We start from the raw sequence: 24,492 nt of genomic DNA, 5'->3' as shown, positions 1-24,492 counted from the left end.
CGGCCCCTACGATGGACCCGTGCCCATCACGATCGATCCGACCATGCACCCCGACAACGCGCCCCTGGCGTGGATGATCGGCTCGTGGGCGGGCGCCGGCGTCGTCGGCTATCCCTCCATCGAGTCGCGCCACTTCGGCCAGGAGATCGACGTCACGCACGACGGGCGACCGTTCCTGCAGTGGACCTCCCGCACCTGGCTGCTCGACGAGAACGGCCAGAAGCAGCGCGAGGCGGCGATCGAGACCGGCTTCTGGCGCCCCCTGCCCGACGGCGAGGTGGAGCTGCTGCTCACGCACCCCACGGGGATCGTCGAGATGTACCACGGCCGCACCAGCCCGGCGAAGGTCGAGGTGCGCACCGACGGCGTCATCCGCAGCCCGCACGCCAAGGAGTACTCCGCGGCGCACCGTCTCTACGGCTACGTCAACGGCGCGATGATGTGGGTCATGGACATGGCGGCCACCGGCCACCCCCTCCAGTCGCACGTCTCCGCCGAGCTCAGGCGCGTCTGACCGGCGGCGCTCCGCCCTCCCCGGGTATGCGGTGGGGCCGGGCGATCCGTGCCCGCGCCGGCCACGGCATACCCCGTCTCTTCAGCAGCTGCCGCCGAAGCCCTGCCGGGGCGACACCTCGTCGGCGTAGTTCTCCATGGTGTCGTTGCGCAGGTGCTCGCTGAGCGTCCGCATCTGCTGCTCGGCCATGACGACGATGGAGCCGGCGACCGGGTGCATGTCGATGCCGCACCACGGGCCGCTCCAGAAGTGCACGTCGCCGCCGCGGATGTTGCGCATGGAGAAGCCGAGGTTGCGCATGTCGGAGACCTGGAGGCTCTCGTCCACGGTGAGGTTGGTCGTCGCGGCGTCGATGAAGGACGCCAGCCGGCCGGGGTTGGTCAGCGTCTCGCGCGAGAGCGCCTTGAGCATCACGGCCTTGACGAACTGCATCTGCCGCTCGCCGCGGGAGATGTCGCCCTGGGACAGGCTGTAGCGCTCGCGGACGAACTTCAGGCCCTGCTCGCCGTTCATGTGGTGCACGCCGGCCTCGAAGCCCCCACCGCCCTCGGTCACCTGCACGTCGACACCGCCGATGGCATCGGTCATCGCCTTGAAGCTCTCGAAGTTGACGATGACGACGTGGTCGATCGGCACGTCCACGAGCGGCTGCAGGGTCTGCAGCAGCAGCGGGGCGCCGCCGTAGGAGTAGGCGGCGTTGATCTTCGAGCTGCCGCCCGTGCCGGCGATCGGCACGAAGAGGTCGCGCGGGAAGTGGATGAGGTCGACCCGGTCGCGCTCGTCGCTGATGTGCATGAGCACGATGACGTCGGAGCGGCCGCGCTCGACCGACAGGTCGCGGCTGTCGCTGCCGATGACGAGGAAGTTGAGGGCGTCGCCCGCGGCGGCGTCGCGCTCGGGCGTGGTGACCGGGATCTCGACCCCGCTGATGTCGATGGGCTCGCCGTCCTCGCCGACGATCGGTGCGGCCTCCTCGTCGTCGGCCTCGATCGGGTCGCCCTCGCCCTCGTCCTGGCCGTCGCCGGGCTGGTTGGCGCCGTCGGGTCCGATGGTGATGACGCCGTCGCGGTCGGCCTTGAGGTCCTCGTGGGTGATGTTGTCCGCCACAGTGCGCTGCAGCATGAAGGCGTAGCCCGCGACGACCACCACGGCGGCGAGCACGAGGGCGCCGACGGTCCACGCGGCGATGCGCACCGGGCGGTGCCGTCGGGCACGCCGCTGCTCGCGCCGCGTCGCGGGTCGGGCCTGCTCGTTCCCGTGCTCCTGGTACCCCATGGGAGCGCAGTGTAGGCGCCCGGACTGCGCCCTTCCCGTGAGCGCGGCGCCGGCGCACCAGGGGTGACGTACCGTGGAAGGACCGATCTCCACCCGCCCCCGAGGAGCGAGCTGCCCATGAGCGTCCTGCTGGACCGTCCCGGAGCCGTCGCCGGCACCGGCGTCGACGCCGGTGTCGCCGCGCACTACGGCGCCCCGCACAAGGAGCAGGTGCTGCTCTCCGAGGGCCTGGCCGTGGTGGACCTCTCGCACCGCGGCGTCGTCACGATCACCGGCCCCGACCGGCTCACCTGGCTGCACTCGCTCACCACCCAGCAGCTCGCCGACCTGCCGCCGCGCACGTCGGTGGAGGCGCTCATCCTCTCGCCCAAGGGGCACGTCGAGCACGCGCTGCACGTCGTCGACGACGGCACCACCACGTGGATCACCACCGAGCCCGGGGCCGCCCCGGAGGTCGCCGGCTGGCTCGACAGCATGCGGTTCATGCTCCGCGTCGAGGTCGCCGACGTCACCGAGGGGTATGCCGTGCTCGGCGAGCCGATCGGCAGCGAGTCGGCCGAGGGCGAGGACCTCTCCTGGGTCGACCCGTGGCCCCGCCCGGTCGGCCCGCAGACCCATGCCTACGGCCCCGTGGGCGACGAGCACCCCGGCACCGGCCGCGCCTGGCGCGAGCTGATCGTGCCGCGCGACCGGCTCGAGGCGGCCGTCGGCGACCGGCCGCTGGCGGGCACCTGGGCCGCGGAGGCGCTGCGGATCGCCGCCTGGCGGCCGCGGGCCGGCGTTGACACCGACCACCGCTCGATCCCGCACGAGCTCGACTGGCTCCGCACCGCCGTCCACCTCGCCAAGGGCTGCTACCGCGGCCAGGAGACGGTCGCGCGCGTCAAGAACCTCGGCCGCCCGCCGCGCCGCGTCGTCTTCCTGCACCTCGACGGGTCGGGGCACGTCCTGCCCGAGCCCGGCACCGAGCTGGCGCCCGTCGACGGTGGTCGCCCGGTGGGGCAGCTCACGAGCGTGGCCCTGCACCACGAGGACGGCCCGGTCGCGCTGGCCGTCGTGAAGTACACGACCGACCCGCAGGCCGTGCTGCTCGCCGGCGACGTCGCGGCCTCGCAGACGGCGATCGTGCCGGTCAGCACCGAGCGCCCCTCCCGCCCGCGGCTGTAGGGACGCCTGCCGCGCCCGGCCGCGGTGCCCGTGCCGGACGCGAGCCGGAGCGGGACCGCAGGGGTGCGTGACGGCATACCCGGGCCGGGCTGGCAGGATCGGGGCCATGGCTTCGACCCTCATCACCGTGGCGCCGACGGGCGCCGAGACGGCCAAGGCTGACTTCCCGCAGCTGCCCACGACCCTGGAGGAGCTCGTCGAGACCGCGGTGCGGTGCGAGCAGGTCGGGGCCGGGCTGATCCACGTGCACGTGCGCGACCCCGAGAACGGCCACGTGCCCACGCTGGACCCGGTGCGGCTGCGCGACACCGTTCAGGCCCTGCGCGAGGCGACCGACCTGGTCGTCCAGCTCTCCACGGGAGGCTCGGTCAAGGACCCGCTGGAGAAGCGCCTGACCGTGCTCGAGGCCGAGCCCGACTCGTGCTCGCTGACCTGCGGCACCGTGAACTTCGGCGACGACGTCTTCCTCAACCCGCACGGCTTCATGAGCGACCTCTACGTGCAGGCGCAGGAGAAGGAGGTCGTGCCGGAGTTCGAGATCTTCGAGCTGGGCCACCTCGCGGCGCTGAGCAGGCTCATCGACGCCCACGGCCTGCCCTTCGGCGGCAAGGTCCACGTCGACTTCGTCACCAACGTGCCCGGCGCCATGCCCGGCACCGTCGAGGCCCTCGTCGCGGGCGTGCAGATGCTGCCGGCGGAGGTGACGAGCTGGTCGGCCACCGGCATCGGCCGGGCGCACCTGCCGATCGCGGCCGCGGCGCTGGCGATGGGCGGCCACCTGCGCGTGGGCATGGAGGACAACCTCATGATGGCGCGCGGCCAGCAGGTCCAGCACAACGCCGAGCTCGTCGAGCGGGCCGCCGGGCTCGCCACGACCATGCAGCGTCCGCCGATGACCACCACCGAGGCGCGCGAGCTGCTGGCGGTCAAGGACCGTCGCACCCGATGAGCGCTGCGCAGAGTCCGCTGGCCACCGCCCCCGTCGTCGCGCACGTCGTGCGCAGCGGCTTCGTCGAGTCCGTGCACGCCGGCGTGGCCGCCGGGGTCGGCGCCGACGGCGAGCTGGTCGTCTCCGTCGGCCCGGTCGACGCCCCGATCCTGCCGCGGTCCTCGCTCAAGCCGCTGCAGGCGGTCGCGATGCTGCGGGCCGGTGCCGACCTGTCCGGCGAGCTGCTGGCCCTGGCCTGCGCGAGCCACTCCGGCGAGCCCTTCCACCTCGACGGCTCGCGGCGCATCCTGGCCTCCGTCGGGCTCGACGAGTCCGCGCTCCAGAACACCCCCGACCGCCCGATCGACGAGGCCGAGCGGGCCCGCTGGATCGCCGAGGGCCTCGCACCGTCGTCCCTGGGGCAGAACTGCTCGGGCAAGCACTCCGCGATGCTCGCCGCGTGCGTCGCCGCGGGCTGGGAGACCGCGACCTACCGCGACCCCGACCACCCGCTCCAGCGGCTCGTCGTCGAGACGGTGGAGGAGCTGACCGGCGAGCCCGTGGCGACGGTCACCGTGGACGGGTGCGGCGCCCCCGCGCTCGCCGTCTCCGCGGCCGGGCTGGCCCGCGCCTTCGGCCGGATCGCCTCGGCCGACCCCGGCACCCCCGAGGGCCGGGTGGCCGCGGCCATGTCCGCCCACCCCGACTACGTCGGCGGCACGGGCCGCGACGTCACCGACCTCATGCGCGGCGTGCCCGGGCTCATCGCCAAGGATGGGGCCGAGGCGGTCTACGCCGTCGGCCTCCCCGACGGCAGCGGCGTCACCGTCAAGATCGTCGACGGCTCCGACCGGGCGCGTGTGGTGCTGACCACCGCCGTGCTGCGCCGGCTGGGCGCGACCGGGCTGGGCCCCGACGTCGCCGCCGTGCTGGACGGGCTCGACGCCCGCGCGGTCGTCCGCGGCCACGGCGAGCCGGTCGGCGCCGTCCACGCGCTGCCGTTGCCCGACCCGGCATGAGGGCGGTCCTGCAACGGGTGACGCGCGCGAGCGTCACCGTCGAGGGCGAGGTCGTCGGGGCCATCGGCCCCGGCCTGCTCGCGCTCGTCGCCGCGACCCACGACGACGGACCGACCGACGTCGGGACGACGGCCCGCAAGATCGCCGAGCTGCGCATCCTGCCGGGGGAGACCTCGGTCGTCGAGACCGGCGCCGCCGTCCTCGTCGTCAGCCAGTTCACGCTCTACGGCGAGACCCGCAAGGGGCGGCGGCCCTCGTGGAGCCGGGCCGCGCCGGGCGAGGTGGCCGAGCCGCTCGTCGACGCGGTGGCCGACGCGCTCCGGGCGCGCGGCATCGAGGTCGCCACCGGGCGGTTCGGGGCGGCCATGCAGGTCGAGCTCGTCAACGACGGTCCGTTCACGGTGATCATCGACACCTGACCGCGGGGGTTCCCGCCCGGCGCCGGGTGCCACCCGCCCGGTGCCGGGGGCGACTGCCAGCGGCACGGCATACCCTGGGGCGCATGTCCGCGATCTACGAGGCCCAGAGCCTGCTGCAGCTGGCGATCGGCGTCGGTGTCCTGGCGATGATGGTCTGGGCGCTGGTCGACTGCCTCCGGACCCGGCCCGACGCCTTCGTCGCGGCGGGGAAGCGGACCAAGGGCTTCTGGCTGGCGCTCACCGGCGTCGCCACCGTGATCGGCTTCATCTTCGTGATGTCGCCCTTCAACCTGTTCAACCTGCTGGCGATCGTCGCGGCCGGGGTCTACCACGCCGACGTCCGCCCGGCGCTGCGCGCGGTCCAGGGACGGGGAGGCCAGGGCACCCACATGGGCCCCTACGGCCCGTGGTGAGCCTGAGCGGCCCGCGCACCAGCCTGCTGGCGGCCCCCGGCGGCGACCTCGAGGTCCTGACGACCGGCAAGGGCGACCCGCACTCCCTCTTCGTGCACGGGCTGGCCGGCTCCATCAGCACCACCCGCCCCTACGCCTCGGCGGTCCGGGGCACGTGCAGCTTCGTGCACCAGCGCGGCCACGGCCGCTCCTTCACCCCGGCCACCGAGGACTGGGGGTATGCCGAGCTCGCGGCGGACGTGCGCGCGGTCGCCGACCAGCTCGGGGCCGACCGCGCCCTGGGCGTCAGCATGGGTGCCGGAGCCCTGCTGGCGCTGCTGGCCGAGGATCCCGACCGGTTCGAGCGGGTCGTGCTCGTGCTGCCGGCCCTGATCGACCGGCCGCGGGGCGACGAGGCCATGCGCCGTCTCGGGAGCCTCGCGGCCCGGGTCGAGGCCGGCGACCCCGGCCCGGTGGCGCGCCACCTCCTCGGCGAGCAGCCCGCCGCCGTGCGCACCGACCCGAGGGTCGTGGCCTGGTGCCGCGAGCAGGCCGAGCACCTGGTCACCACCGGGGTCGCCGGCGTGCTGCGCGTGCTGCCCGACCGCGTCCCGGTGATCGACCGGTCGGTGCTCGCCCGGGTCACCTGCCCCGTGCTCGTGGTCGGGCAGGAGGACGACGACCTGCACCCCGCCCCGGTGGCCCGCGAGCTGGGGGAGGTGCTGTCCTCGGTCACGGTGCGCATCCTGCCCCCGGGTGGCATCATGTGGGAGCACCGGCGCGCCACCCGTGAGCTCGTCGGGGAGTTCCTCTCCGCACCGTGAGGGGGTTTGGGGGGTTCGCACAGACCGGGCGCGCAGGGCGCCCGGCGAGGAGGAAGTTTCATGGCTCAGTCCGTCGAGGACACCTCGTTCGAGGCGCAGCAGCGTGACCGCACCCAGGACGTGTTCGTCGTCGAGCGCCCCTGGGGCCGGTTCCAGCAGTTCACGACCAACGAGCCGGTGACGGTCAAGACCATCACGGTCGAGCCCGGCCGGCGGCTGTCGCTGCAGACTCACGGCCACCGGGCCGAGATGTGGCACGTGCTCGACGGCACCGCCGACGTCCAGGTCGACGACCGCGCGTGGACCGCCTCCGTGGGTGACATGGTGTGGGTGCCGCCGGGCGCCGTGCACCGCCTCGGCAACTCCGGCGACCGGCCGGTCCGGATCCTCGAGCTGGCCTTCGGCGCCTTCGACGAGGCGGACATCATCCGGCTCCAGGACGACTACGCCCGCTGCGAGGACGAGGACGACCTCGAGGCCTGAGGTCTCGTCCGGCCCCCTATTCGCACCGAGGCTGACCCGGGAGGGTGACGCTAGTGAGGTGCGACGGCGGCCCAGTCGACCGTCAGCTCGCCCTCGCGCCAGCGCGTTGGCCCGTGCCGCACGGGCCAGCCCGCCCCTCGGAGCTCCTCGGCGCAGGCGACCAGCCGCTGGCGCGCGCCGTAGGAGGCGAGCGGGGCGTGCCGCGCCCACGCGCGGTCGAGGTCGGACAGCAGGGCGTGGACGCCCTCGCCGGGGACGTTGCGGTGGATGAGCACCTTGGGCAGCCGTTCCGCGACGACCGAGGGGCGCTCGAGGCCGGCGAGCCGCCAGGCCAGCGTGAGGGTCCGCGGGTCGGGGGAGCCGTCGGCGCCGCGCCGCACGTCGACCCAGGTCGCGAGCCGGCCCACCTCGTCGCAGGTGCCCTCGACGAGCGCACCGCCCGGGGCCAGCCGCGCGACCATGCGGGCCCAGGCGTCGGCGACCTCGTCCTCGGCGTACTGGCGCAGCACGTTGAGGGCGCGCACCACGACCGGGTCCGTGCCGCTGGTCGTGGGCACCGGCACCTCGAAGCCGCCCAGCACGAAGTCGACCGCCGGCGGGTCGGCCACCGCGGTGCCACGGGCCACCCGCTCCGGCTCGATCTCGACCCCCACGAGGCGGATGTCGGGCCGCACCTGCCGGAGGCGGTCGGCGAGCTCGAGGACGGTGACCGGCGAGGCGCCGTAGCCGAGGTCGACGACGACCGGCGAGCCGGCCGGGGCCCGCAGCACGTCCCGCAGCGCCCAGGCCATCCACCGGTCCACCCGGCGGAGCCGGTTGGGGTTGGTCGTGCCACGGGTGACCGTGCCGAGCGGCCGGCCACCGGCGCGGCCGGGTCGTGGGGTCACCGGTCCAGGGTAGGCGGGCCCGGGGGAGACCTCGTGCGGCCCGTGCCAGACTGGTGCGGTGACCAGCACGGACAGCCTCGAGCGGCCGAACGGTGGCCTGCGGCACGTGGCGATGGTGTCGGTCCACACCTCGCCGCTGGAGCGGCCCGGCACCGGCGACGCCGGAGGCCTCAACGTCTACGTCGTCGAGACGGCGACCCGGCTCGCGCGCCGCGGCGTCCTCGTCGACGTCTTCACGCGGGCGACCTCCGGGTCGCAGGGCGGCAGCGTGCCCCTGGCGCCGGGGGTGACCGTGCACCACGTGACGGCCGGGCCCCTGGAGGGCCTCGGCAAGGAGGACCTGCCGGGCCAGCTGTGCGCCTTCGCGGCCGACTTCTCCTCGCACCTCGCCGGCCGCCCCGAGGGCCACTTCGACCTCATCCACGCCCACTACTGGCTCTCCGGCCAGGTCGGCTGGATCGCCTCCGACCGCTTCGACGTCCCGCTCGTGCAGACCATGCACACGATGGCCAAGGTCAAGAACCGGGCGCTCGCCGAGGGCGACCAGCCGGAGCCGCGGGGCCGGGAGATCGGCGAGGAGCAGGTGGTGGCCCGCGCCGACGCCCTGGTCGCCAACACCCCCGAGGAGGCACGCGAGCTCGTGGACCTCTACGGCGCCGACCCCGCCGCCGTGCACGTGGTGCCGCCCGGCGTGGCGCTGGAGACCTTCCGGCCCGGCCCGCAGGACGAGGCGCGGGCCGAGGTGGGCCTCGACCCCGACGCCGTCGTGCTGCTCTTCGTCGGCCGCATCCAGCCGCTCAAGGCCCCGGACGTGCTCGTCCGCGCCGCCGGCGAGCTGGTGCGCCGCGACCCCGCGCTGCGCGACCGGCTGCGGGTGGTCGTGCTGGGCGGGCTGTCCGGATCCGGTCTGACGCGCCCGAAGGCGCTGCGCAAGGTGGTCGTCCAGGAGGGTCTGGAGGACCTCGTGCAGATCCGTCCCCCGGTCTCGCGCGAGGAGCTGGCGACGTGGTTCCGCGCCGCGGACCTCGTCGCCGTTCCCTCCTACAACGAGTCCTTCGGCCTGGTCGCCGTCGAGGCCCTGGCCAGCGGCACCCCGGTCGTCGCGGCCCGCGTGGGCGGACTGCCGGTGGCGGTCGGCCGTGCCGGCGTCCTCGTCGACGGGCACGACCCCGAGGTCTGGGCCGACGAGCTCGCCGCCACCCTGCAGCGGCTCGAGGACCCTGCCGAGCGCGCGGCCTGGAGCACCCGGGCGGTCGCCCACGCCGAGCAGTTCTCCTGGGAGCACACGGTCGACCGGCTGGTCGAGGTCTACTCCGGCGCCGTCGCGGCGCGACGGCTGGGTTCGCCCGGGCCGGTCGGCGTGCCGGGCGGCGGGCCGGGGGCGGGCACGTGAGCGCCGCCGCGGAACGGCTGCGCGGGCAGCTGCTGGCCCTCGAGGTGCCGGTCGAGGACGGCGCCCGTGACGGCGAGCTGGTCGTCACCCTGCCGGGCGAGCGCAAGCTGCGCACCGTGGTCTCGCTCGTCGTGGGCGACCGGGCGGTCGACGTGCGGGCGTTCGTCGTGCGCAACCCCGACGAGAACCACGAGGAGGTCTACCGCCGCCTGCTGCGCCGCAACCTGCGGCTCCCGGGCCTGGCCTACGCCATCGACGGCTCCGGCGACGTCTTCCTCACAGGCCGGGTGCTCCTCGCGGGCCTGGACGACCGCGCTGTCGACGAGCTGCTGGGTGCGGTCCTCGCAGCCTGCGACGAGCCCTTCGACGAGCTGCTGCGGCTCGGCTTCTGGACCTCGATCCGCCGCGAGTGGACCTGGCGCCGCACGCATGGCGAGTCGACCCGCAACCTGGAGGCCTTCCGGGCCGAGCTCGAGGCGCTCGACGCGGCGGGGGAGGGTGTCGACCCCGCGACGACGGAGCCCGCCGGCGGCGCGCTCGCCCCCGGGGACGGGCCGGACCGCGCTGGGTAGGCTGGGTGGCATGAGCGAAGCCGCCCACACCCTGATCCTGCTCCGCCACGGCGAGAGCGACTGGAACGCCAAGAACCTGTTCACCGGATGGGTCGACGTCGACCTGACGGACAAGGGCCGGGCGGAGGCCGTGCGCGCCGGGGAGCTGATGGCGGCCGAGCAGCTGCTGCCGGACGTGCTCCACACCTCCCTGCTGCGCCGCGCCATCACCACCGCCCACACCGCCCTCGATGTCGCCGACCGGCACTGGATCCCGGTGCACCGCTCCTGGCGCCTCAACGAGCGTCACTATGGCGCCCTGCAGGGTCTGGACAAGGCCGCGACCCGCGAGAAGTACGGCGAGGAGCAGTTCATGCTCTGGCGCCGCAGCTTCGACACGCCCCCGCCGCCCATCGACGACGACAACGAGTTCTCGCAGGCGGGCGACCCCCGCTACGCCGACCTCGGCGACGAGATGCCCCGCACCGAGTGCCTCAAGGACGTCATCGCCCGGATGCTGCCCTACTGGGAGTCCGGCATCGTGCCCGACCTGCGGGCCGGGAGGACCGTTCTCGTGGCGGCGCACGGCAACAGCCTGCGCGCCCTCGTCAAGCACCTCGACGGCATCTCCGACGACGACATCGTCGGCCTCAACATCCCCACCGGCATCCCGCTGCTCTACGAGCTGGACGCGGACCTGCGTCCGGTCACCGCCGGCGGCCGCTACCTCGACCCCGACGCCGCGGCGGCGGCCATCGAGCAGGTCGCCAACCAGGGCAAGAAGTAGGCGCGCCGGCGGGTGGTGGCGGCCGCTACTCGGCGTCGAACTTGTAGCCCAGGCCGCGCACGGTGACGATGTGCACCGGCTTGCCCGGGTCGGGCTCGATCTTGGCGCGCAGCCGCTTGATGTGGACGTCGAGGGTCTTGGTGTCGCCGACGTAGTCGCTGCCCCAGACCCGGTCGATGAGCTGACCCCGGGTCAGCACCCGGCCGGCGTTGCGCAGCAGCATCTCGAGCAGCTCGAACTCCTTGAGCGGCATCGACACCGGCTCGCCGTGCACCTGCACGGTGTGCCGCTCGACGTCCATGCGGACCGGGCCGGACTCCACCGTCGAGGGCACCAGCTCCTCGGGCTCGGCCAGCCGGCGCAGCACCGCCTTGATGCGGGCGAGCAGCTCGCGCCCGGAGTAGGGCTTGGTGACGTAGTCGTCGGCCCCGACCTCCAGGCCGACGACCTTGTCGATCTCGGAGTCCTTGGCGGTGAGCATGATGACCGGGACCCCCGAGCGCTGGCGCAGCGCGCGCAGCACGTCGACGCCCGGCAGTCCCGGCAGCATGAGATCGAGCAGCACGAGGTCGGCGCCGTTGCGGTCGAACTCGGCGATCGCGTCCGGGCCGGTCGCGGCGACGGCCACGTCATACCCCTCACGCTCGAGGAGGTAGGAGAGGGGATCGGAGAAGGACTCCTCGTCCTCGACCACGAGGATCCTCGTCATGCGTGCCTGCCTTTCCGGGACGGGGAGGCGACCGACGCCTCCGAGGGTGGGGAGTCGCCGTGCGCGGGGTCGGCGACCTTCGACGGCTGGCCGGGACGGTGCGGGGCCAGGGCGCCGACGGGGAGGGCGTCGTCGTCCGCGGCGGGGAGCCGGATGGTGAAGGTCGAGCCCTCGCCCTCCTGGCTCCAGACCGTGACGTCGCCGCCGTGGTTGTCGCAGATGTGCTTGACGATCGAGAGTCCGAGGCCGGTGCCGCCCGTGCTGCGCGAGCGCGCGGCGTCGACCCGGTAGAAGCGCTCGAAGATCCGCTCCTGGTCGGTGGGGGAGATGCCGCGACCCTGGTCGGTGACGGCGACCTCGACGAGGTCGCCGGTCCGGCGCGTGACGACGCTGACGCGGGTGCTGTCCTCGGAGTAGGCGATCGCGTTGGTCACCAGGTTGCGGATGGCGGTCGTGATGAGGTCCTTGTCGCCGTAGACCCGCAGCCGGGCAGGGTCGCCGGCGGTGGCGGCCAGCACCTCGCGGTTGCCCGCCAGCAGGTGCGCCTGGTCCACGGCCTCCTCGGCGCAGGCGGCGACGTCGACGACGGTCATGTCGGCGAGCAGGTCGCTGGCCTGCAGGCGGGAGAGGTCGACGATCTCGCTGACCAGCCGGGTCAGGCGCTCGGTCTCGGTCTTCATGCGGCCGGCGAAGCGCGCGATGGCCTCCGGGTCGTTGGCCGCGCCCTGGACGGCCTCGGCCAGCAGCGCCAGCCCGCCGACGGGGGTCTTGAGCTCGTGGCTGACGTTGACGACGAAGTCGCGGCGGACCTCCTCGACGCGGCGGGCCTGGGTGCGGTCGTCGACGAGGACGAGCACCAGGCCGGGGCGGATCGGGGCCACCCGGGCGGCGAGCACCAGCCGGCCCTCGCCGATCGGGCCGCGGGCGATCTCGAGCTCGCGCTCGCGCACCATGCCGTCGCGGTGGACCGCCTCGACCAGCTCGCGGAGCTCGGGGCGCACCAGCATGTCGCCCCGGACCAGCCCGAAGGGGGCGACCGAGGCGCTGGCGAGGCGCACGCGCGCGCTGCGGTCGACGACGATCGCGCCCGCGCGCAGCACCGCGAGGACGTCGCCGACGCCGTCGGGCACCGGCACCTCCCCGGGTGGTGGCGCGGTGGTGGGGGCGGCGGGGGCCGCCGAGCCCCGGCGGCGCAGCCGGACCGCGAGCACGATGAGGGCGGCGCCGGCGAGCGCGCCCAGGAGTGCCGCGATGACGGGATCCACGTGCTCAGACTAGGCTGCCAGTGCCCCGGCGGGACCACCGGTCGGCACGTGGGCGCCGTGGACGGACGGCCACCCGGGAGGTACGACGGGTTCACGCCGGGGTCGTCCTCCGTTCACCCGGCGCTGCCAGGCTCGGGGACGGTGTCCCGGGACGGCCCGGGACCGGAGCACGCGAGACGAAAGGGGAACGCCCGGTGCGCAGTCTCTTCCACGAGGAGCTGGAGTTCATCTCCGACCAGCTGGTGCAGATGAGCCGGCTCGCGGCGGAGGCCCTGGAGCGGGCCACGAGGTCGCTCATGGAGGCCGACCTCGCCCTCGCCGAGCAGGTCATCACCGACGACGAGCAGATCGACGCGCTGCGGCGCGACCTGGAGAACCGCGCGATCGACGTGCTGGCCCGCCAGCAGCCGGTCGCCACCGACCTGCGACAGCTCGTCACGGCGCTGCGGATGAGCTCGGACCTGGAGCGCAGCGGCGACCTCGCACGGCACGTCGCCAAGCTCGCCCGCATGCGCTACCCGCACGTCGCGGTCCCCGAGGACCTGCGCCCGGTCATCCTCGAGATGTCCGAGCTGGCGACCCAGATGATCGTCCGCGCCGGCGAGGTCGTCGCCGCCCACGACCCGAGCGGGGCCGCCGAGCTGCAGTCGCGCGACGACGTCATGGACCGGTTGCACCGCGAGGTCTTCCGCCTGCTGCTCGACGAGGGCACGACCCGGCCGACCCGCGAGGCCGTCGACATGACGCTGCTCGGCCGCTACTACGAGCGCTTCGCCGACCACGCCGTCTCGGTCGCGATCCGGGTGGTCTTTCTCGTCACCGGCAGCTGGCACGACGAGCAGGTGCCGCTCTCCGACGCCGGCCGGCTGCACCGCGCCGAGCCCTGAGGCACGGCACACCCCCGGCTCGTCCGGGAACGCGAGAGCGCCGGCGCCCCTCCAGGGGTGCCGGCGCTCTCGCGTGATCGGGGTCGGGAGGTCAGTGGTCCTCGCCGTGGTCCTCGGCCTGCCGCGGCTCGACGGTGCCGCCCGCGTCGTCGGCGAACTGCTCGTAGTGGCCCTGCGGCAGCAGGACGGGAGCGCGACCGCCGAGGGTCTCGCCGCTGTCGGTGGTGATGCGGACCTCGACGCTCTGCCCGGACGGGGACTCCAGGGCCGGGAGGATCAGCCGCTCGCCCTCGGTGCCGTCGGGCTGGGTGCCGTCGAGGCGCACTGCGGTGCCGGGATCGACGGTGAGCTGCGGGGAGAGCTCCTGGCCCTCGACGCTCACCGTGACGGTGATCGCCTCGGTGCCGGAGTTGACCACCGAGCCGGAGACCACGGCCGGGGCACCGTCGCCGTGGCTGACGACCAGCAGGTCGCGCACGTCGACGCTGTCGCCGTCCAGCTCGATGCCGTCGGCGGGCGCGTAGCGCAGCATCGTCGTGGTCGGGTTGGTGACCTGGCAGCCGGAGAGGGCCAGGACGCCCACGGCGGTGGCGGTGAGGATCGTCGCGCGGCGGCGGGTGCGGGAAGAGCGTGCGGTGATCACGGGGCACAGCCTAGCGGGGCCTCGCGCGGGCGGGCCGGGCAGGCGTGTCGCGCGCGGGGTCCGACATTCCGTAGGACCGTGCCTGACCTGCACGTCAGGCGCTTCTCCGGCATCTCGAGAGGGTCGGAGAAGGGCCCTCGATGCATACTCCGGAGCCGATTGCAAGTCCCTGACCTGCACAAATGTCAAGCAAGTGCTTCCGTGACGCTGGCCACACGTGATATCTTGGAGGTCCGCGAAAGGGGCTAACTCAAGATGACGTTCAAGGTCGGCGAGACGGTCGTGTACCCGCATCACGGAGCCGCTCTCATCGAAGAGATGAAGACACGCACCATCAAGGGCGAGGAGAAGCTCTACCTGAAGCTCAAGGTGGCCCAGGGCGATCTCACCATCGAAGTGCCTGCGGAGAACTGCGACCTCGTCGGTGTTCGTGACGTCGTCGGCAAGGAGGGCCTGGACAAGGTCTTCTCCGTGCTGCGCGCCGAGCACACCGAGGAGCCGACCAACTGGTCGCGCCGCTACAAGGCCAACCTCGAGAAGCTCGCCTCGGGCGACGTGATCAAGGTCGCCGAGGTCGTCCGCGACCTCTGGCGCCGTGACAAGGACCGTGGCCTGTCCACGGGCGAGAAGCGGCTGCTGAGCAAGGCGCGTCAGATCCTGGTCTCCGAGCTCGCGCTCGCCGAGAAGACCAACGAGGACACCGCCGAGGCCACCCTCGACGAGGTCCTCGCCTCCTGAGCACCGCACCAGACCGGTCCGGCAGCGACGCCGGGTCGGGCACCGGGCTCGTCCTGGTGGCCGCCGGTCGTGGCACCCGCCTGGGTGTCGGCCGTCCCAAGGCCCTCGTGCCGCTGGGTGCGGCCCCGCACGGGGAGCCGGTCGTCGTGCACGCCCTGCGTGGCGCGCTGCGCTGCCACTCCATCACCCACGCCGTCGTGGTCGCCCCGCCCGACGCGGAGGGTATGGCGCAGCTCGCCGCGGCCCTGGAGGTCGCCCTTCCCGGGGCCGGCTCGGGCGCCGTCGAGGTCGAGGGTCGCGACCCGGTGCCGCTGACCGTGGTGCCCGGCGGCGCGGAGCGCGCCGACTCGGTCGCCCTCGGGCTGCGCGCCCTACCCCCCGAGGTGGACGTCGTCCTCGTGCACGACGCGGCCCGCGCGCTCACGCCCGTCGAGGTCTTCGACCGCGTGGTGGCCGCCGTCCGGGCGGGCTCGCCCGCGGTCACGCCCGCGCTGCCCGTCACCGACACCGTCAAGGAGGTCGGGCCGGGTCCGTCCGACGGGGTCGAGACGGTCGTGGCCACCCTGGACCGGTCCCGACTCCGAGCCGTGCAGACGCCGCAGGGCTTCGACCGGGCGACCCTTGAGCGGGCGCACGCAGCCGCGCCGGCTGCGGCCCTGGCCACCGACGACTGCAGCCTGGTCGAGGCCGCGGGAGGTGCGGTGTCCGTCGTGCCCGGCTCCCCGCGCGCCATGAAGGTGACGACCCCGGCCGACCTCACGGTCGCCGCGGCGTGGCTCGCCGAGGAGGAGGGCTCTGCTGGCCGGGACGCAGGGGTCTCGACCGCCGCGGGGGCAGGGGGCTCTGGTGCTGCGGCACCCGCGCTGGTCGTGCTCACCGGGCACCCCGCGGTCGGCAAGACCACGATCTCCCGCGCCCTCTGCCGCCGCCTCGGCGCCGTGCACCTCCGGGTCGACACCGTCGAGCAGGGGCTCATGCGCGGCGGGCTGCCCGAGGACCAGCTGTTCGCCCAGGGCTACGGCGCCTGCTGGACGCTGGCCGCCGACCAGCTGGCGGTCGGGCTGACGGTGGTCGCCGACATGGTCAACGGCGTGCCCGAGGCCCGCGAGGAGTGGGAGCGGGTCGCGTCCGAGGCCGGCGCCCGACTGGTCCGGGTCGTCGTGACCTGCTCGGACCCCGAGGAGCACCGCCGCCGCGTCGAGGGTCGCGCCGCCGACATCCCCGGGCACCGGCTGCCCGACTGGGAGGAGACCCGCACCCGCTTCGTCGCGCCCTGGCCCGAGGCCGAGATGCGCGTCGACACCGCCACGGACAGCGTCGACGACGCCGTCCGACGCATCGAGGAGGCCCTGCGATGACCCTGCCCCGCACCGGCATCGGGATCGACGTCCACGCCTGGGCGCCCGAGGGCGACGACCGGACCCTCTGGCTCGGCTGCGTGTCCTGGCCGGGGGAGCGCGGCATTCTCGGGCACAGCGACGGCGACGTCGCGGCCCACGCCGCCTGCAACGCCCTGCTCTCCGCCGCCGGCCTCGGCGACCTCGGCGCGATCTTCGGCACCGACCGTCCCGAGCTCGCCGGCGCCTCCGGCGCGCAGCTGCTCGGCCACGTGCGCAGCCTCCTCGACGCAGACGGCTGGACCATCGGCAACGTCGCGCTCCAGGTCGTGGCCCGCCGCCCCCGCATCGGGCCGCGCCGCGCCGAGATGGAGGCGGCGATGTCCGCCGCGTTGGGCGGGGCGGCCGTGTCCCTCGCCGCGGCCACCACCGACGGCCTCGGCTTCGTGGGCCGGACCGAGGGCCTCGCGGGCTTCGCCACCGCGCTCGTCGCGAGGGTGTAGAGGGACTCACAGCCCAGCCGCTCACCGCCCGATCGCCGAGTGGTGCGCCGACCTCTCGTCCGACCGCCGAGCACGTCCGGGCGACTCGCCGGTCGCGACCGGCTGGAGCGAGCACGTGCTCGCTGGAGCCGGTCAGGTCGGGCGTGTCGGCGGGACGGGTCCCGCCGTCAGTGCTCGTCGGTGGCTTCGGTGGTGGTCTCGACGCCCGCCCCGGTGGGCTCGGCGCCCGCACCGGCCTCACCGCCGCCGACGTTGCCACCGCGCCCCCGCTCGAGCAGGTGCTCGCGCACGTGGCGGCGCAGCACCTTGCCGAGCTGGCTGCGGGGCAGCTCCTCGAGCACGTGCACGGCGTTGGGGAGGGCGTAGCGCGACACCTTGCCGTACAGCCAGGTCCGCAGCGCCTCGAGCTCGACGGTCGCGCCGGGCTCGAGCACCAGCGCCGCGACGGCCCGCTCTCCGAGCGAGCTGTCGGGCAGGCCCACGACCGCGACGTCGACGACACCGGGCATCTCCCGCACGGCGTCCTCGACCTGCGAGGGGTAGACGTTGAAGCCGCCGGAGACGATGAGCTCCTTGCGGCGGTCGGCGAGCACGACGAAGCCGTCCTCCGGGTCGCGCCGCACCAGGTCACCGGTGCGCAGCCACCCGCCGGGCAGCAGCACCTGGGCCGAATCCTCCGGGTCCTCGAGGTAGCCGCCGAAGACCTGCGGGCCGCGGGCCAGCAGCTCGCCGACCTCGCCGTCGGGCACGTCCGGGGCGTCGGGATCCTCCTCGACGGCCTCGGGGTCGACGATGCGGATCTCGGTGCCGGGGAACGGCAGTCCGAGGGCACCGGGCCGGCGCTCGGCGCCGAAGGGATTGCCCAGCAGCACCGGCGAGGACTCGGTCATGCCGTAGCCCTCGATGACCAGGCCTCCGGTGGTCGCCTCCCAGCGGGCGGCGACCTCGGGGTCGAGGGCCATCGCTCCGGAGATGGCGAAGCGGATGGTGCGCAGCCGGTCGGGGTCGCGCTCGCGGGCCGCGGCCTCCAGCCGGTCGAGCATCGGCGGCACCCCGGCGAGGAAGGTCAGGGGCCGCCGCTTGGTCGCCGCGAGCACCAGGTCGACGTCGAAGCGGGGCAGGATCACCTGCGTCGCGCCCATCGACACGGCGAAGGTCAGGCACAGCGTCAGGCCGAAGGCGTGGAAGAAGGGCAGCACCGAGCCGAAGGTCTCCTCGCCCTCCTCCAGGCCGGGCACCCACTGGCGGCCCTGAGCGACGTTGGCGGTGAGGTTGGCGTGGGTGAGCGGCACCAGCTTGGGGGTGCCGGTCGTGCCGCCGGTCGGCAGCAGGACCGCCACGTCCTCGGGCGACGGTCCCGGCCGCGCGCCCGCGGGCTGCGCCGGCGCGTTCTTCAGGGCCGCGGCCACGAGGCCGTCCCACGAGCCGACCGTCTCGGGCACCGATGCCCGTAGCACGGCCCGCTGCGCCCGGGCCGCCTTGAGCGGCAGACGGAGCAGGAAGCGGCTGCGGCGCGGCATCGCCGCGGTGAGGTCGACCGCCAGCACGGTCCGCCCGAGGGTGTCGCCCTCCGGGGCGACCGTGGCCACGGAGTGCTCCCACGCGACGACGACCTTCGCCCCGTGCCGGTCGAGCTGGGCGCGCACCTCCTCGGGGGCCGCCAGCGGGTTGTGCTCGGCGACGGTTGCCCCGAGCGCGTGCGTGGCGTAGAAGGCGACGACGTGCTGCGGGCAGTTGGGCAGCACGAGGGCGACCCGGTCGCCGGGGCCGACGCCGAGGTCGGCGAGCACGCGGGCGGCGGCGTCGACCTGGGCCGCCAGCTCCGCGTAGGTCGTGGTCGCGCCGAGGAAGTCCATGGCGACCCGCTCGGGCCAGCGGCGGGCGGCCCCGGCCAGCAGCGCCGAGGTGGTCGGGGCGGGCTCCACGGTCAGGGGCGTCGGTGCGGAACGGTTCGGCTGCACGCCTCAAACCTACGCCTCCGTAGGTCGGGCGGTGGGCGTCGGTCCCGCCACCACCCGACAACCCGGGCCGACGGCGACGCACCCCCGGGCTGACCCGCTGCGCCGCACCGCATACGGTGAGGGTCAACCAACCGACCGAGGAGGGTCTATCGTGTCCCAGATCGTCAAGGGTGTCATCGCCCGCAGCAAGGGTGCGGACGTCGAGGTCGTCGACATCGTGGTGCCCGACCCGGGTCCGGGCGAGGCCGTCGTGCGCGTCGAGGCGTGCGGCGTGTGCCACACCGACCTGCACTACCGCGAGGGCGGGATCAACGACGAGTTCCCGTTCCTGCTCGGCCACGAGGCCGCTGGCACCGTGGAGGCCGTCGGCGAGGGCGTGACCGACGTGGCGCCGGGCGACTTCGTCATCCTCAACTGGCGCGCCGTCTGCGGGCACTGCCGCGCGTGCGCCAAGGGCGAGCCCTGGTACTGCTTCAACACCCACAACGCCACCCAGAAGATGACGCTCGCCGAGGGCGACCCGATGGCCGGCACCGAGCTGAGCCCGGCGCTGGGCATCGGCGCGTTCATCGAGAAGACCCTGGTCCACGCCGGTCAGTGCACCAAGGTCGACCGCGAGGCCTCCGCCGTCGCCGCCGGCCTGCTCGGCTGCGGCGTGATGGCCGGCTTCGGCGCGGCCGTCAACACCGGCAACGTCACCCGCGGCGACTCCGTGGCGGTCATCGGCTGCGGCGGCGTCGGTGACGCCGCGATCGCCGGTGCGGCCATCGCGGGGGCGACGAAGATCATCGCCGTCGACATCGACGACCGAAAGCTCGAGCGCGCCCGCGACTTCGGCGCCACCCACACCGTCAACAGCTCGGGCACCGACCCGGTGCAGGCGATCCAGGAGCTCACCGGAGGGGTCGGCGCCGACGTCGTCATCGACGCGGTCGGCCGCCCCGAGACCTACAAGCAGGCGTTCTACGCCCGCGACCTCGCGGGCACGGTCGTCCTCGTCGGCGTGCCCACCCCGGACATGGAGATCACGCTCCCGCTGCTCGACGTCTTCGGTCGCGGCGGCGCGCTGAAGTCGAGCTGGTACGGCGACTGCCTGCCCAGCCGCGACTTCCCGATGCTCATCGACCTCTACCGCCAGGGCCGCTTCGATCTCGACGGCTTCGTCACCGAGACGATCGGGCTCGGCGACGTCGAGGCCGCCTTCGACAAGATGCACGCCGGCGAGGTGCTGCGCTCGGTCGTCGTGATCGACGGCGCCGGCTCGGAGGAGGGGGCGGCATGAGCGCGCGGATCGACCACGCGGTCACGACCGGCACCTTCAGCCTCGACGGCGGCACCTGGGAGGTCGACAACAACGTCTGGGTCGTCGGCGACGACAGCGAGTGCGTCGTCATCGACGCCCCGCACGACCCCGACGCGATCCTGGAGGTCGTCGGTGACCGGACGGTGACCGCCCTCGTCCTCACGCACGGCCACGACGACCACGTCGACGCCGCGCTCGAGGTCGCCCGCCGCACCGGCGCCCCGACCTACCTGCACCCCGAGGACCGCATGCTCTGGGACCGCGTTCACGAGGAGGCGCCGACCGGCGAGCTCTCCGACGGTATGGAGATCTCCGTCGCCGGGGTCACGCTGCGGGTGCTGCACACGCCGGGCCACACGCCCGGGGCGTGCAGCCTCTACAGCCCCGAGCTGGGCACGGTCTTCAGCGGCGACACCCTCTTCGAGGGCGGGCCGGGGGCGACCGGGCGCTCGTTCAGCGACTTCCCGACGATCATCGCCTCGATCACCGACAAGCTGCTGACGCTTCCCGAGGAGACGGTCGTGCGGACCGGCCACGGCGGCAGCACCACGATCGGCACGGAGAAGCCGCACCGCCAGGAGTGGATCGACCGCGGCCACTGAGCCACGGCATACCCCTGCGGGGAACTCACCGAGAGCCCCACCCCGGGACCCGGATCTGCAGATCTGGCGGTCCGAGGTGGGGCTCTCGGCGTCGTCGGGGCGGGTGGGCTCAGCTCGACGAGCTCGCCGCCGTGGCGGCCCCGACGGCCGCCATCGTCGCCGCGGTCGCCTCCTGGACGGCCTTGACGACCGCCTCGCTGGCCCAGCGGCCCTTGGTGATCTCCTTGCCGCGGCGCCGGACGTCGCGGTTGGGCACGCCCGGGCGCATCTCCTTGGGCAGCACCCGGGGCAGCGCGTCGACGGCCTGGAGCAGCGAGACCAGGGCGCCCGTGCGGGAGTTCGGCTCCTCCATCCGGCACACCACCCGGAGCAGGTCGGCCACGATCGTGTCGCGCGGCCCGCCCTCGAGCACCGGCCAGCGCGTCATCCACGTCATCCCCAGGGCGCGCACCGGCTCCGGCCGGACGAGCTCGCGGCGCACCAGGCTTTCGAAGACCGGCTTCTCGACCTTCCGGCCTATCGACCCGAGGACGTCCTTGGGCTTCTTCCCCTGACGCTCGCCGAAGCGCACCAGGGCGTCGTCGAGCAACGGCTCCCCGATCGTCCCGCCGGCCACCATCCGCAGGCGGGACCGGTCGTCGACGTCGAGGCGCTCCCGGAGCACGAGCTCGGTGAGCAGGGCGCCGGCGACGACGATCTGCCGCTGCGTGCCGAGCAGGTTGCGGCCGTCGGGGGCGGTGCCGACCAGGAGCAGTTCTTCGGCGATGAGCATGACCCCACGCTAGGGCCGCGGCGGCGGGGCCACATCCGACCGCGGGTGGAGGTCCGGCCGGCGGTGCGAGGCCGATCTCCGACGCGAGGCGGAGGACCTCCCAGGCCCTGCCAGGGTAACCTGACCGACGTGAGCACCCGCACCGAGCACCTGCCCCTCCTGGGCCTGCTGCTGCCGCTGCTCACCACCGTGGCGCTGCTGTCGGCGCTCTCGACGCCCGACCACCTGCTGCTGGGTCTCGCCCTCGCCGGCGTGGCCGCGCTGGCCTCCCGCTCCACCGCGGTCCCCGTGGCCGTGCGCGCGGGCTCGGTCCTCCACCGCAGCGAGGTATGCCGTGCCACCGGCGTGCGGGCCGCCGACCCGGACCGCCCGGGCCAGGTCCGTCCGCGCGCACCCGGGCTGGGCTGAGCCGACCCGCCGCCCGGCAGCGCGCCGACCGCACCACCGTCCTGCGGTGATCGGACGTGGACGCGCGTGCCGCCCGGCCGGGTCGACCTGCCGACCCAGCCCGCCGCATACCCGCGCCTGCCGCGGATGCCCGCACGCCAAGGACCGATCGCCGTGTTCGCCTTCCTCGACCCTCTGCTCCTGCCCCTCCACGACCTCCTCGACGCGTTCTCACCGGTCATCCCGGCCGGGATCGCCGTCGTCCTCCTCACCCTCCTGCTGCGGCTCGCGCTCCACCCCCTCAACCGCCGGGCCGCGCACCAGGCGGTGCGGCGCCGGGACCTCGAGCCGCGACTGGCCGAGCTGCGCGCCCAGCACGCCGACGACCCGCAGGCCATGCAGCGGGCGATCCTCATGCTGCACCGCGAGGAGGGCGTGCCGCTCGCGCCCGGCTGCCTGTCGGTCCTCGTGCAGCTGCCGGTCTTCGGGCTCGTCTACCGGCTGTTCAACGCCCCCGAGATCGACGGCCTGCACAACCGGCTGCTCGACCACACCTTCCTCGGCACGCCGCTCTCGCAGCACCTCGTCGGAGCCGCCGCGGGCGATCGCTGGGTGTTCCTCGTCCTCGTCGGCCTGACCGTGGCGGTCGCCGCCTTCTCGGCCTGGCAGGTGCGCCGGCACATGGCCGAGGACCGCGAGGTGGCCAAGCGGCTGCAGGCCTCCCGGCCCTCGTCCGCCAAGGTCTCGGCCCAGCAGCAGGCGGTGGCCGAGAGCATGGAGCAGGTCACCAAGGTGCTGCCGATGATGTCGTTCTTCACCGTGCTCGCGGTCGCCTCGCTGCCGCTGGCGGCCGGTCTCTACCTCGTCACCAGCACCAGCTGGGGGCTCCTCGAGCGGGCCAGCCTGCGCCGCATCCGGCACCGCACCCCGGAGGCCGCCTGACCGGCACGGTCGCGCGGTCCGGCGGCACCCCATGCCCCCGGTAACCTTGTCGGGTGAGCCTGCACCTGTTCGACACCGCCTCCCGGACCCTGCGGCCCTTCGAGCCGCTCGAGCCCGGAAGGGTCGGCATGTACATCTGCGGGCTCACCACGCAGGGCAGCCCGCACATCGGGCACGTCCGCTTCGCGGTTGCCTTCGACGTGCTGCGGCGGTGGCTGGAGCGCGGGCACGGCTACGACGTCACGCTGGTCCGCAACGTCACCGACATCGACGACAAGATCCTCGCCAAGTCGGCCGAGGCCGGGCGGCCGTGGTGGGCGTGGTCCTACCTGCACGAGCGCGAGACCGCCCACGCCCTCGACCTGCTGGGCGTGCTGCCGCCGACCTACGAGCCGCGCGCGACCGGCCACATCACCGAGCAGCTCGAGCTCATCGAGATCCTTCTCGAGAAGGGCCACGCCTACGTCGCCGAGGACGGCTCCGGCGACGTCTACTTCGACGTGCGCTCCTGGCCGGCCTACGGCGAGCTGACCCGCCAGAAGCTCGAGGACATGGAGCCGGCCGGCGACGCCGACCCGCGCGGCAAGCGCGACCCCCGCGACTTCGCGCTGTGGAAGGGGCACAAGCCCGGCGAGCCCGAGACCGCCTCGTGGCCCACGCCCTACGGCCGTGGCCGCCCCGGCTGGCACCTGGAGTGCTCGGCGATGGCGCGCAAGTATCTCGGCGACGCCTTCGACATCCACGGCGGTGGCGTCGACCTGCGCTTCCCGCACCACGAGAACGAGCAGGCCCAGTCGCGTGCTGCCGGTCTCGACTTCGCCAACTTCTGGCTGCACAACGCCTGGGTGACGGTCAAGGGCGCCAAGATGGGCAAGTCGCTCGGCAACGCGCTCGCGGTCACCGAGCTCACCCGCACGGTGCGCCCGCTGGTGCTGCGCTACTACCTCGGCGCCGCCCACTACCGCTCGACCGTCGAGTACGGCGAGGGTTCGCTCGAGGAGGCGCTCGCCGCGGTGGAGCGCATCGAGGGCTTCCTCTCCCGCGCCCTGGAGGTCGTTGGCGAGCCCGCCGACGCGCTGCTCGAGGCGTCCCGCGCGCTGTCCGTCGACGAGGCCTTCCCGGCCGCCTTCCGCGAGGCGCTGGACGACGACGTCAACGTGCCCGGCGCGCTGGCGGTCGTCTTCGGCGCGGTCCGCGAGGGCAACAAGGCGCTCGAGGCGGCGCCCGACGCGGGCGACCGCGAGGGGACGCGCCGCACGGTGCTGCAGCTCGTCGCGATGCTCGACGTGCTCGGGGTCAACCCGCTCGACCCGCGGTGGGGCGGCAGCGCCGGCGCGACCGACAACCGCACCAGCACGGTGCTCGCGGCCCTGGTGCAGGAGCGTCTCGACGCCCGCGCCCGGGCCCGGGCCGACAAGGACTTCGCGACGGCCGACGCCATCCGCGACCAGCTGACGGCGCTCGGCGTCGTCATCGAGGACACCCCGTCCGGCGCCCGGTGGGCGCTGCGATGAGGGTCGACCAGGAGGACTGAAGGCCCATGGCCGGTAACCAGCAGCGCCGCAACGCGCGCACCAGCAACAAGAAGGGCATGCTCGTCGGCTCCGGCGGACAGCGCCGCAAGCAGCTCAAGGGCAAGGGCCCCACGCCCAAGGCGGAGGAGCGCGTCGGTCACCCGGCCGCGCGCCGTGCCGCCCGCGCCGAGAAGGCCAAGGACCCGCGCGGCGGCTCCCGCCGCGCCGGCAAGGCGTCCTCGGAGGTCGTCGCCGGGCGCAACAGCGTCCTGGAGGCGCTGCGCACCCAC

At 74.2% G+C, this 24,492-nt stretch carries 27 protein-coding genes and 1 pseudogene; 21 read left to right on the top strand and 7 right to left on the bottom strand.

Annotation, left to right across the window (positions count from 1 at the left end; genetic code table 11):
- Positions 1 to 19: 19 nt before the first annotated feature.
- Positions 20 to 514, top strand: coding sequence for a heme-binding beta-barrel domain-containing protein (locus tag FB476_RS13705; protein WP_141820382.1), 495 nt, complete (start codon positions 20 to 22; stop codon positions 512 to 514).
- An 81-nt stretch (positions 515 to 595) separates the two neighbouring features.
- On the opposite strand, the gene FB476_RS13700 is transcribed toward FB476_RS13705, so the two are convergent.
- Positions 596 to 1,789, bottom strand: a complete 1,194-nt coding sequence (locus FB476_RS13700; protein ID WP_141820380.1) for an LCP family protein — start codon at positions 1,787 to 1,789, stop codon at positions 596 to 598.
- A gap of 117 nt (positions 1,790 to 1,906) precedes the next feature.
- On the opposite strand from FB476_RS13700, the gene ygfZ reads away from it, so the two are divergent.
- The 7 genes from ygfZ to FB476_RS13665 all read left to right on the top strand — a co-directional run bounded on the left by ygfZ (position 1,907) and on the right by FB476_RS13665 (position 7,021).
- A complete protein-coding gene (ygfZ, locus tag FB476_RS13695; protein ID WP_141820378.1) occupies positions 1,907 to 2,956 on the top strand; it encodes a CAF17-like 4Fe-4S cluster assembly/insertion protein YgfZ in 1,050 nt (349 codons plus the stop codon).
- A gap of 106 nt (positions 2,957 to 3,062) precedes the next feature.
- A complete protein-coding gene (locus FB476_RS13690; RefSeq protein ID WP_141820376.1) occupies positions 3,063 to 3,905 on the top strand; it encodes a beta-keto acid cleavage family enzyme in 843 nt (280 codons plus the stop codon).
- Complete coding sequence (locus FB476_RS13685) at positions 3,902 to 4,903, top strand: asparaginase (RefSeq protein ID WP_141820373.1); 1,002 nt, start codon at positions 3,902 to 3,904, stop codon at positions 4,901 to 4,903. Before FB476_RS13690 ends, FB476_RS13685 begins: the two co-directional genes overlap by 4 nt.
- On the top strand, positions 4,900 to 5,322 hold the full coding sequence (gene dtd / locus FB476_RS13680) for a D-aminoacyl-tRNA deacylase (protein WP_141820371.1): 423 nt from the start codon (positions 4,900 to 4,902) through the stop codon (positions 5,320 to 5,322). The genes FB476_RS13685 and dtd overlap by 4 nt, the downstream gene beginning before the upstream one ends.
- A gap of 83 nt (positions 5,323 to 5,405) precedes the next feature.
- Positions 5,406 to 5,735 (top strand): DUF2516 family protein, encoded by a 330-nt coding sequence (locus FB476_RS13675; RefSeq protein ID WP_141820369.1) that lies wholly within the window; start codon positions 5,406 to 5,408, stop codon positions 5,733 to 5,735.
- Positions 5,732 to 6,538: an alpha/beta fold hydrolase gene (locus FB476_RS13670; protein ID WP_238329794.1), complete on the top strand. Its 807-nt coding sequence runs from the start codon at positions 5,732 to 5,734 to the stop codon at positions 6,536 to 6,538. Before FB476_RS13675 ends, FB476_RS13670 begins: the two co-directional genes overlap by 4 nt.
- Before the next feature lie 60 nt (positions 6,539 to 6,598).
- Positions 6,599 to 7,021, top strand: a complete 423-nt coding sequence (locus tag FB476_RS13665; RefSeq protein WP_141820367.1) for a phosphomannose isomerase type II C-terminal cupin domain — start codon at positions 6,599 to 6,601, stop codon at positions 7,019 to 7,021.
- Between the two features lie 50 nt (positions 7,022 to 7,071).
- Here the strand turns inward: FB476_RS13665 and FB476_RS13660 are convergent, their stop codons facing one another.
- Positions 7,072 to 7,908, bottom strand: a complete 837-nt coding sequence (locus FB476_RS13660; RefSeq protein WP_141820365.1) for a class I SAM-dependent methyltransferase — start codon at positions 7,906 to 7,908, stop codon at positions 7,072 to 7,074.
- A 112-nt stretch (positions 7,909 to 8,020) separates the two neighbouring features.
- On the opposite strand from FB476_RS13660, the gene mshA reads away from it, so the two are divergent.
- From mshA to FB476_RS13645, 3 genes are read left to right on the top strand one after another with little or no spacing between them, the layout of a single operon-like run.
- Positions 8,021 to 9,301, top strand: coding sequence for a D-inositol-3-phosphate glycosyltransferase (gene mshA / locus FB476_RS13655; RefSeq protein WP_141820875.1), 1,281 nt, complete (start codon positions 8,021 to 8,023; stop codon positions 9,299 to 9,301).
- Positions 9,298 to 9,873 (top strand): YbjN domain-containing protein, encoded by a 576-nt coding sequence (locus FB476_RS13650; protein ID WP_141820363.1) that lies wholly within the window; start codon positions 9,298 to 9,300, stop codon positions 9,871 to 9,873. The genes mshA and FB476_RS13650 overlap by 4 nt, the downstream gene beginning before the upstream one ends.
- 10 nt (positions 9,874 to 9,883) lie before the next feature.
- The gene (locus tag FB476_RS13645; RefSeq protein ID WP_141820361.1) at positions 9,884 to 10,639 is read left to right on the top strand and encodes a phosphoglyceromutase; all 756 of its coding nucleotides are present in this window, start codon (positions 9,884 to 9,886) and stop codon (positions 10,637 to 10,639) included.
- Positions 10,640 to 10,664: 25 nt separating this feature from the next.
- Here the strand turns inward: FB476_RS13645 and FB476_RS13640 are convergent, their stop codons facing one another.
- Together FB476_RS13640 and FB476_RS13635 are read right to left on the bottom strand one after the other, a co-directional pair.
- Positions 10,665 to 11,348 (bottom strand): response regulator transcription factor, encoded by a 684-nt coding sequence (locus FB476_RS13640; protein ID WP_141820359.1) that lies wholly within the window; start codon positions 11,346 to 11,348, stop codon positions 10,665 to 10,667.
- Positions 11,345 to 12,613, bottom strand: a complete 1,269-nt coding sequence (locus FB476_RS13635) for a sensor histidine kinase (protein WP_141820357.1) — start codon at positions 12,611 to 12,613, stop codon at positions 11,345 to 11,347. The genes FB476_RS13640 and FB476_RS13635 overlap by 4 nt, the downstream gene beginning before the upstream one ends.
- 194 nt (positions 12,614 to 12,807) lie before the next feature.
- Here FB476_RS13635 and phoU point away from each other — a divergent pair, with 194 nt between their 5' ends.
- Positions 12,808 to 13,500, top strand: a complete 693-nt coding sequence (phoU, locus tag FB476_RS13630) for a phosphate signaling complex protein PhoU (protein ID WP_141820355.1) — start codon at positions 12,808 to 12,810, stop codon at positions 13,498 to 13,500.
- Positions 13,501 to 13,591: 91 nt separating this feature from the next.
- Here the strand turns inward: phoU and FB476_RS13625 are convergent, their stop codons facing one another.
- On the bottom strand, positions 13,592 to 14,143 hold the full coding sequence (locus FB476_RS13625) for a hypothetical protein (protein ID WP_141820353.1): 552 nt from the start codon (positions 14,141 to 14,143) through the stop codon (positions 13,592 to 13,594).
- A 255-nt stretch (positions 14,144 to 14,398) separates the two neighbouring features.
- Here FB476_RS13625 and FB476_RS13620 point away from each other — a divergent pair, with 255 nt between their 5' ends.
- Genes FB476_RS13620 through ispF form a run of 3 tightly spaced genes read left to right on the top strand, consistent with a single transcriptional unit; the run spans position 14,399 to position 16,721 of the window.
- Entirely contained in the window at positions 14,399 to 14,881 is a 483-nt protein-coding gene (locus tag FB476_RS13620) for a CarD family transcriptional regulator (protein WP_141820351.1), read from the top strand.
- A 56-nt stretch (positions 14,882 to 14,937) separates the two neighbouring features.
- Entirely contained in the window at positions 14,938 to 16,239 is a 1,302-nt protein-coding gene (gene ispD, locus FB476_RS17190) for a 2-C-methyl-D-erythritol 4-phosphate cytidylyltransferase (RefSeq protein ID WP_141820349.1), read from the top strand.
- Positions 16,236 to 16,721 carry a 2-C-methyl-D-erythritol 2,4-cyclodiphosphate synthase gene (gene ispF, locus FB476_RS13610; RefSeq protein WP_141820347.1) on the top strand — a complete coding sequence of 162 codons (486 nt, stop codon included), beginning with the start codon at positions 16,236 to 16,238 and terminating at the stop codon, positions 16,719 to 16,721. Before ispD ends, ispF begins: the two co-directional genes overlap by 4 nt.
- Positions 16,722 to 16,888: 167 nt before the next feature.
- Here ispF and FB476_RS13605 read toward each other — a convergent pair whose 3' ends face one another.
- Positions 16,889 to 18,682, bottom strand: coding sequence for an AMP-binding protein (locus FB476_RS13605; RefSeq protein WP_141820345.1), 1,794 nt, complete (start codon positions 18,680 to 18,682; stop codon positions 16,889 to 16,891).
- Positions 18,683 to 18,833: 151 nt separating this feature from the next.
- On the opposite strand from FB476_RS13605, the gene FB476_RS13600 reads away from it, so the two are divergent.
- Both FB476_RS13600 and FB476_RS13595 read left to right on the top strand, forming a co-directional pair.
- The gene (locus FB476_RS13600; protein WP_141820343.1) at positions 18,834 to 19,964 is read left to right on the top strand and encodes an S-(hydroxymethyl)mycothiol dehydrogenase; all 1,131 of its coding nucleotides are present in this window, start codon (positions 18,834 to 18,836) and stop codon (positions 19,962 to 19,964) included.
- Complete coding sequence (locus FB476_RS13595) at positions 19,961 to 20,587, top strand: MBL fold metallo-hydrolase (protein WP_141820341.1); 627 nt, start codon at positions 19,961 to 19,963, stop codon at positions 20,585 to 20,587. Before FB476_RS13600 ends, FB476_RS13595 begins: the two co-directional genes overlap by 4 nt.
- 109 nt (positions 20,588 to 20,696) lie before the next feature.
- Here the strand turns inward: FB476_RS13595 and FB476_RS13590 are convergent, their stop codons facing one another.
- Positions 20,697 to 21,359, bottom strand: coding sequence for a GOLPH3/VPS74 family protein (locus tag FB476_RS13590; protein ID WP_141820339.1), 663 nt, complete (start codon positions 21,357 to 21,359; stop codon positions 20,697 to 20,699).
- A 129-nt stretch (positions 21,360 to 21,488) separates the two neighbouring features.
- Between FB476_RS13590 and FB476_RS13585 the strand changes: the two genes are divergently transcribed.
- From FB476_RS13585 to FB476_RS13570, 4 genes and pseudogenes are all read left to right on the top strand, one after another.
- Positions 21,489 to 21,767, top strand: coding sequence for a hypothetical protein (locus tag FB476_RS13585; protein WP_141820336.1), 279 nt, complete (start codon positions 21,489 to 21,491; stop codon positions 21,765 to 21,767).
- 66 nt (positions 21,768 to 21,833) lie between these two features.
- A complete protein-coding gene (yidC, locus tag FB476_RS13580) occupies positions 21,834 to 22,688 on the top strand; it encodes a membrane protein insertase YidC (protein WP_141820334.1) in 855 nt (284 codons plus the stop codon).
- Positions 22,689 to 22,741: 53 nt separating this feature from the next.
- Positions 22,742 to 24,202 (top strand): cysteine--tRNA ligase, encoded by a 1,461-nt coding sequence (gene cysS, locus FB476_RS13575; RefSeq protein WP_141820332.1) that lies wholly within the window; start codon positions 22,742 to 22,744, stop codon positions 24,200 to 24,202.
- A gap of 26 nt (positions 24,203 to 24,228) precedes the next feature.
- Positions 24,229 to 24,492 (top strand): annotated as a pseudogene (locus FB476_RS13570) (23S rRNA (guanosine(2251)-2'-O)-methyltransferase RlmB); the annotation flags it as partial.

Source organism: Ornithinimicrobium humiphilum, assembly GCF_006716885.1.
Lineage (GTDB): Bacteria > Actinomycetota > Actinomycetes > Actinomycetales > Dermatophilaceae > Ornithinicoccus > Ornithinicoccus humiphilus.
Note: the sequence above shows the minus strand (reverse complement) of the source record. Positions and strands in the feature narration are given on the sequence as shown.

What these genes read in the sequence shown, in the direction of transcription:
- FB476_RS13700 (WP_141820380.1), bottom strand. Translation starts at nt 1,789, where the DNA reads ATGGGGTACCAGGAGCACGGGAACGAGCAGGCCCGACCCGCGACGCGG.
- ygfZ (WP_141820378.1), top strand. Translation starts at nt 1,907, where the DNA reads ATGAGCGTCCTGCTGGACCGTCCCGGAGCCGTCGCCGGCACCGGCGTC.
- FB476_RS13690 (WP_141820376.1), top strand. Translation starts at nt 3,063, where the DNA reads ATGGCTTCGACCCTCATCACCGTGGCGCCGACGGGCGCCGAGACGGCC.
- FB476_RS13685 (WP_141820373.1), top strand. Translation starts at nt 3,902, where the DNA reads ATGAGCGCTGCGCAGAGTCCGCTGGCCACCGCCCCCGTCGTCGCGCAC.
- dtd (WP_141820371.1), top strand. Translation starts at nt 4,900, where the DNA reads ATGAGGGCGGTCCTGCAACGGGTGACGCGCGCGAGCGTCACCGTCGAG.
- FB476_RS13675 (WP_141820369.1), top strand. Translation starts at nt 5,406, where the DNA reads ATGTCCGCGATCTACGAGGCCCAGAGCCTGCTGCAGCTGGCGATCGGC.
- FB476_RS13665 (WP_141820367.1), top strand. Translation starts at nt 6,599, where the DNA reads ATGGCTCAGTCCGTCGAGGACACCTCGTTCGAGGCGCAGCAGCGTGAC.
- mshA (WP_141820875.1), top strand. Translation starts at nt 8,021, where the DNA reads ATGGTGTCGGTCCACACCTCGCCGCTGGAGCGGCCCGGCACCGGCGAC.
- FB476_RS13645 (WP_141820361.1), top strand. Translation starts at nt 9,884, where the DNA reads ATGAGCGAAGCCGCCCACACCCTGATCCTGCTCCGCCACGGCGAGAGC.
- FB476_RS13640 (WP_141820359.1), bottom strand. Translation starts at nt 11,348, where the DNA reads ATGACGAGGATCCTCGTGGTCGAGGACGAGGAGTCCTTCTCCGATCCC.
- FB476_RS13620 (WP_141820351.1), top strand. Translation starts at nt 14,399, where the DNA reads ATGACGTTCAAGGTCGGCGAGACGGTCGTGTACCCGCATCACGGAGCC.
- ispF (WP_141820347.1), top strand. Translation starts at nt 16,236, where the DNA reads ATGACCCTGCCCCGCACCGGCATCGGGATCGACGTCCACGCCTGGGCG.
- FB476_RS13595 (WP_141820341.1), top strand. Translation starts at nt 19,961, where the DNA reads ATGAGCGCGCGGATCGACCACGCGGTCACGACCGGCACCTTCAGCCTC.
- FB476_RS13590 (WP_141820339.1), bottom strand. Translation starts at nt 21,359, where the DNA reads ATGCTCATCGCCGAAGAACTGCTCCTGGTCGGCACCGCCCCCGACGGC.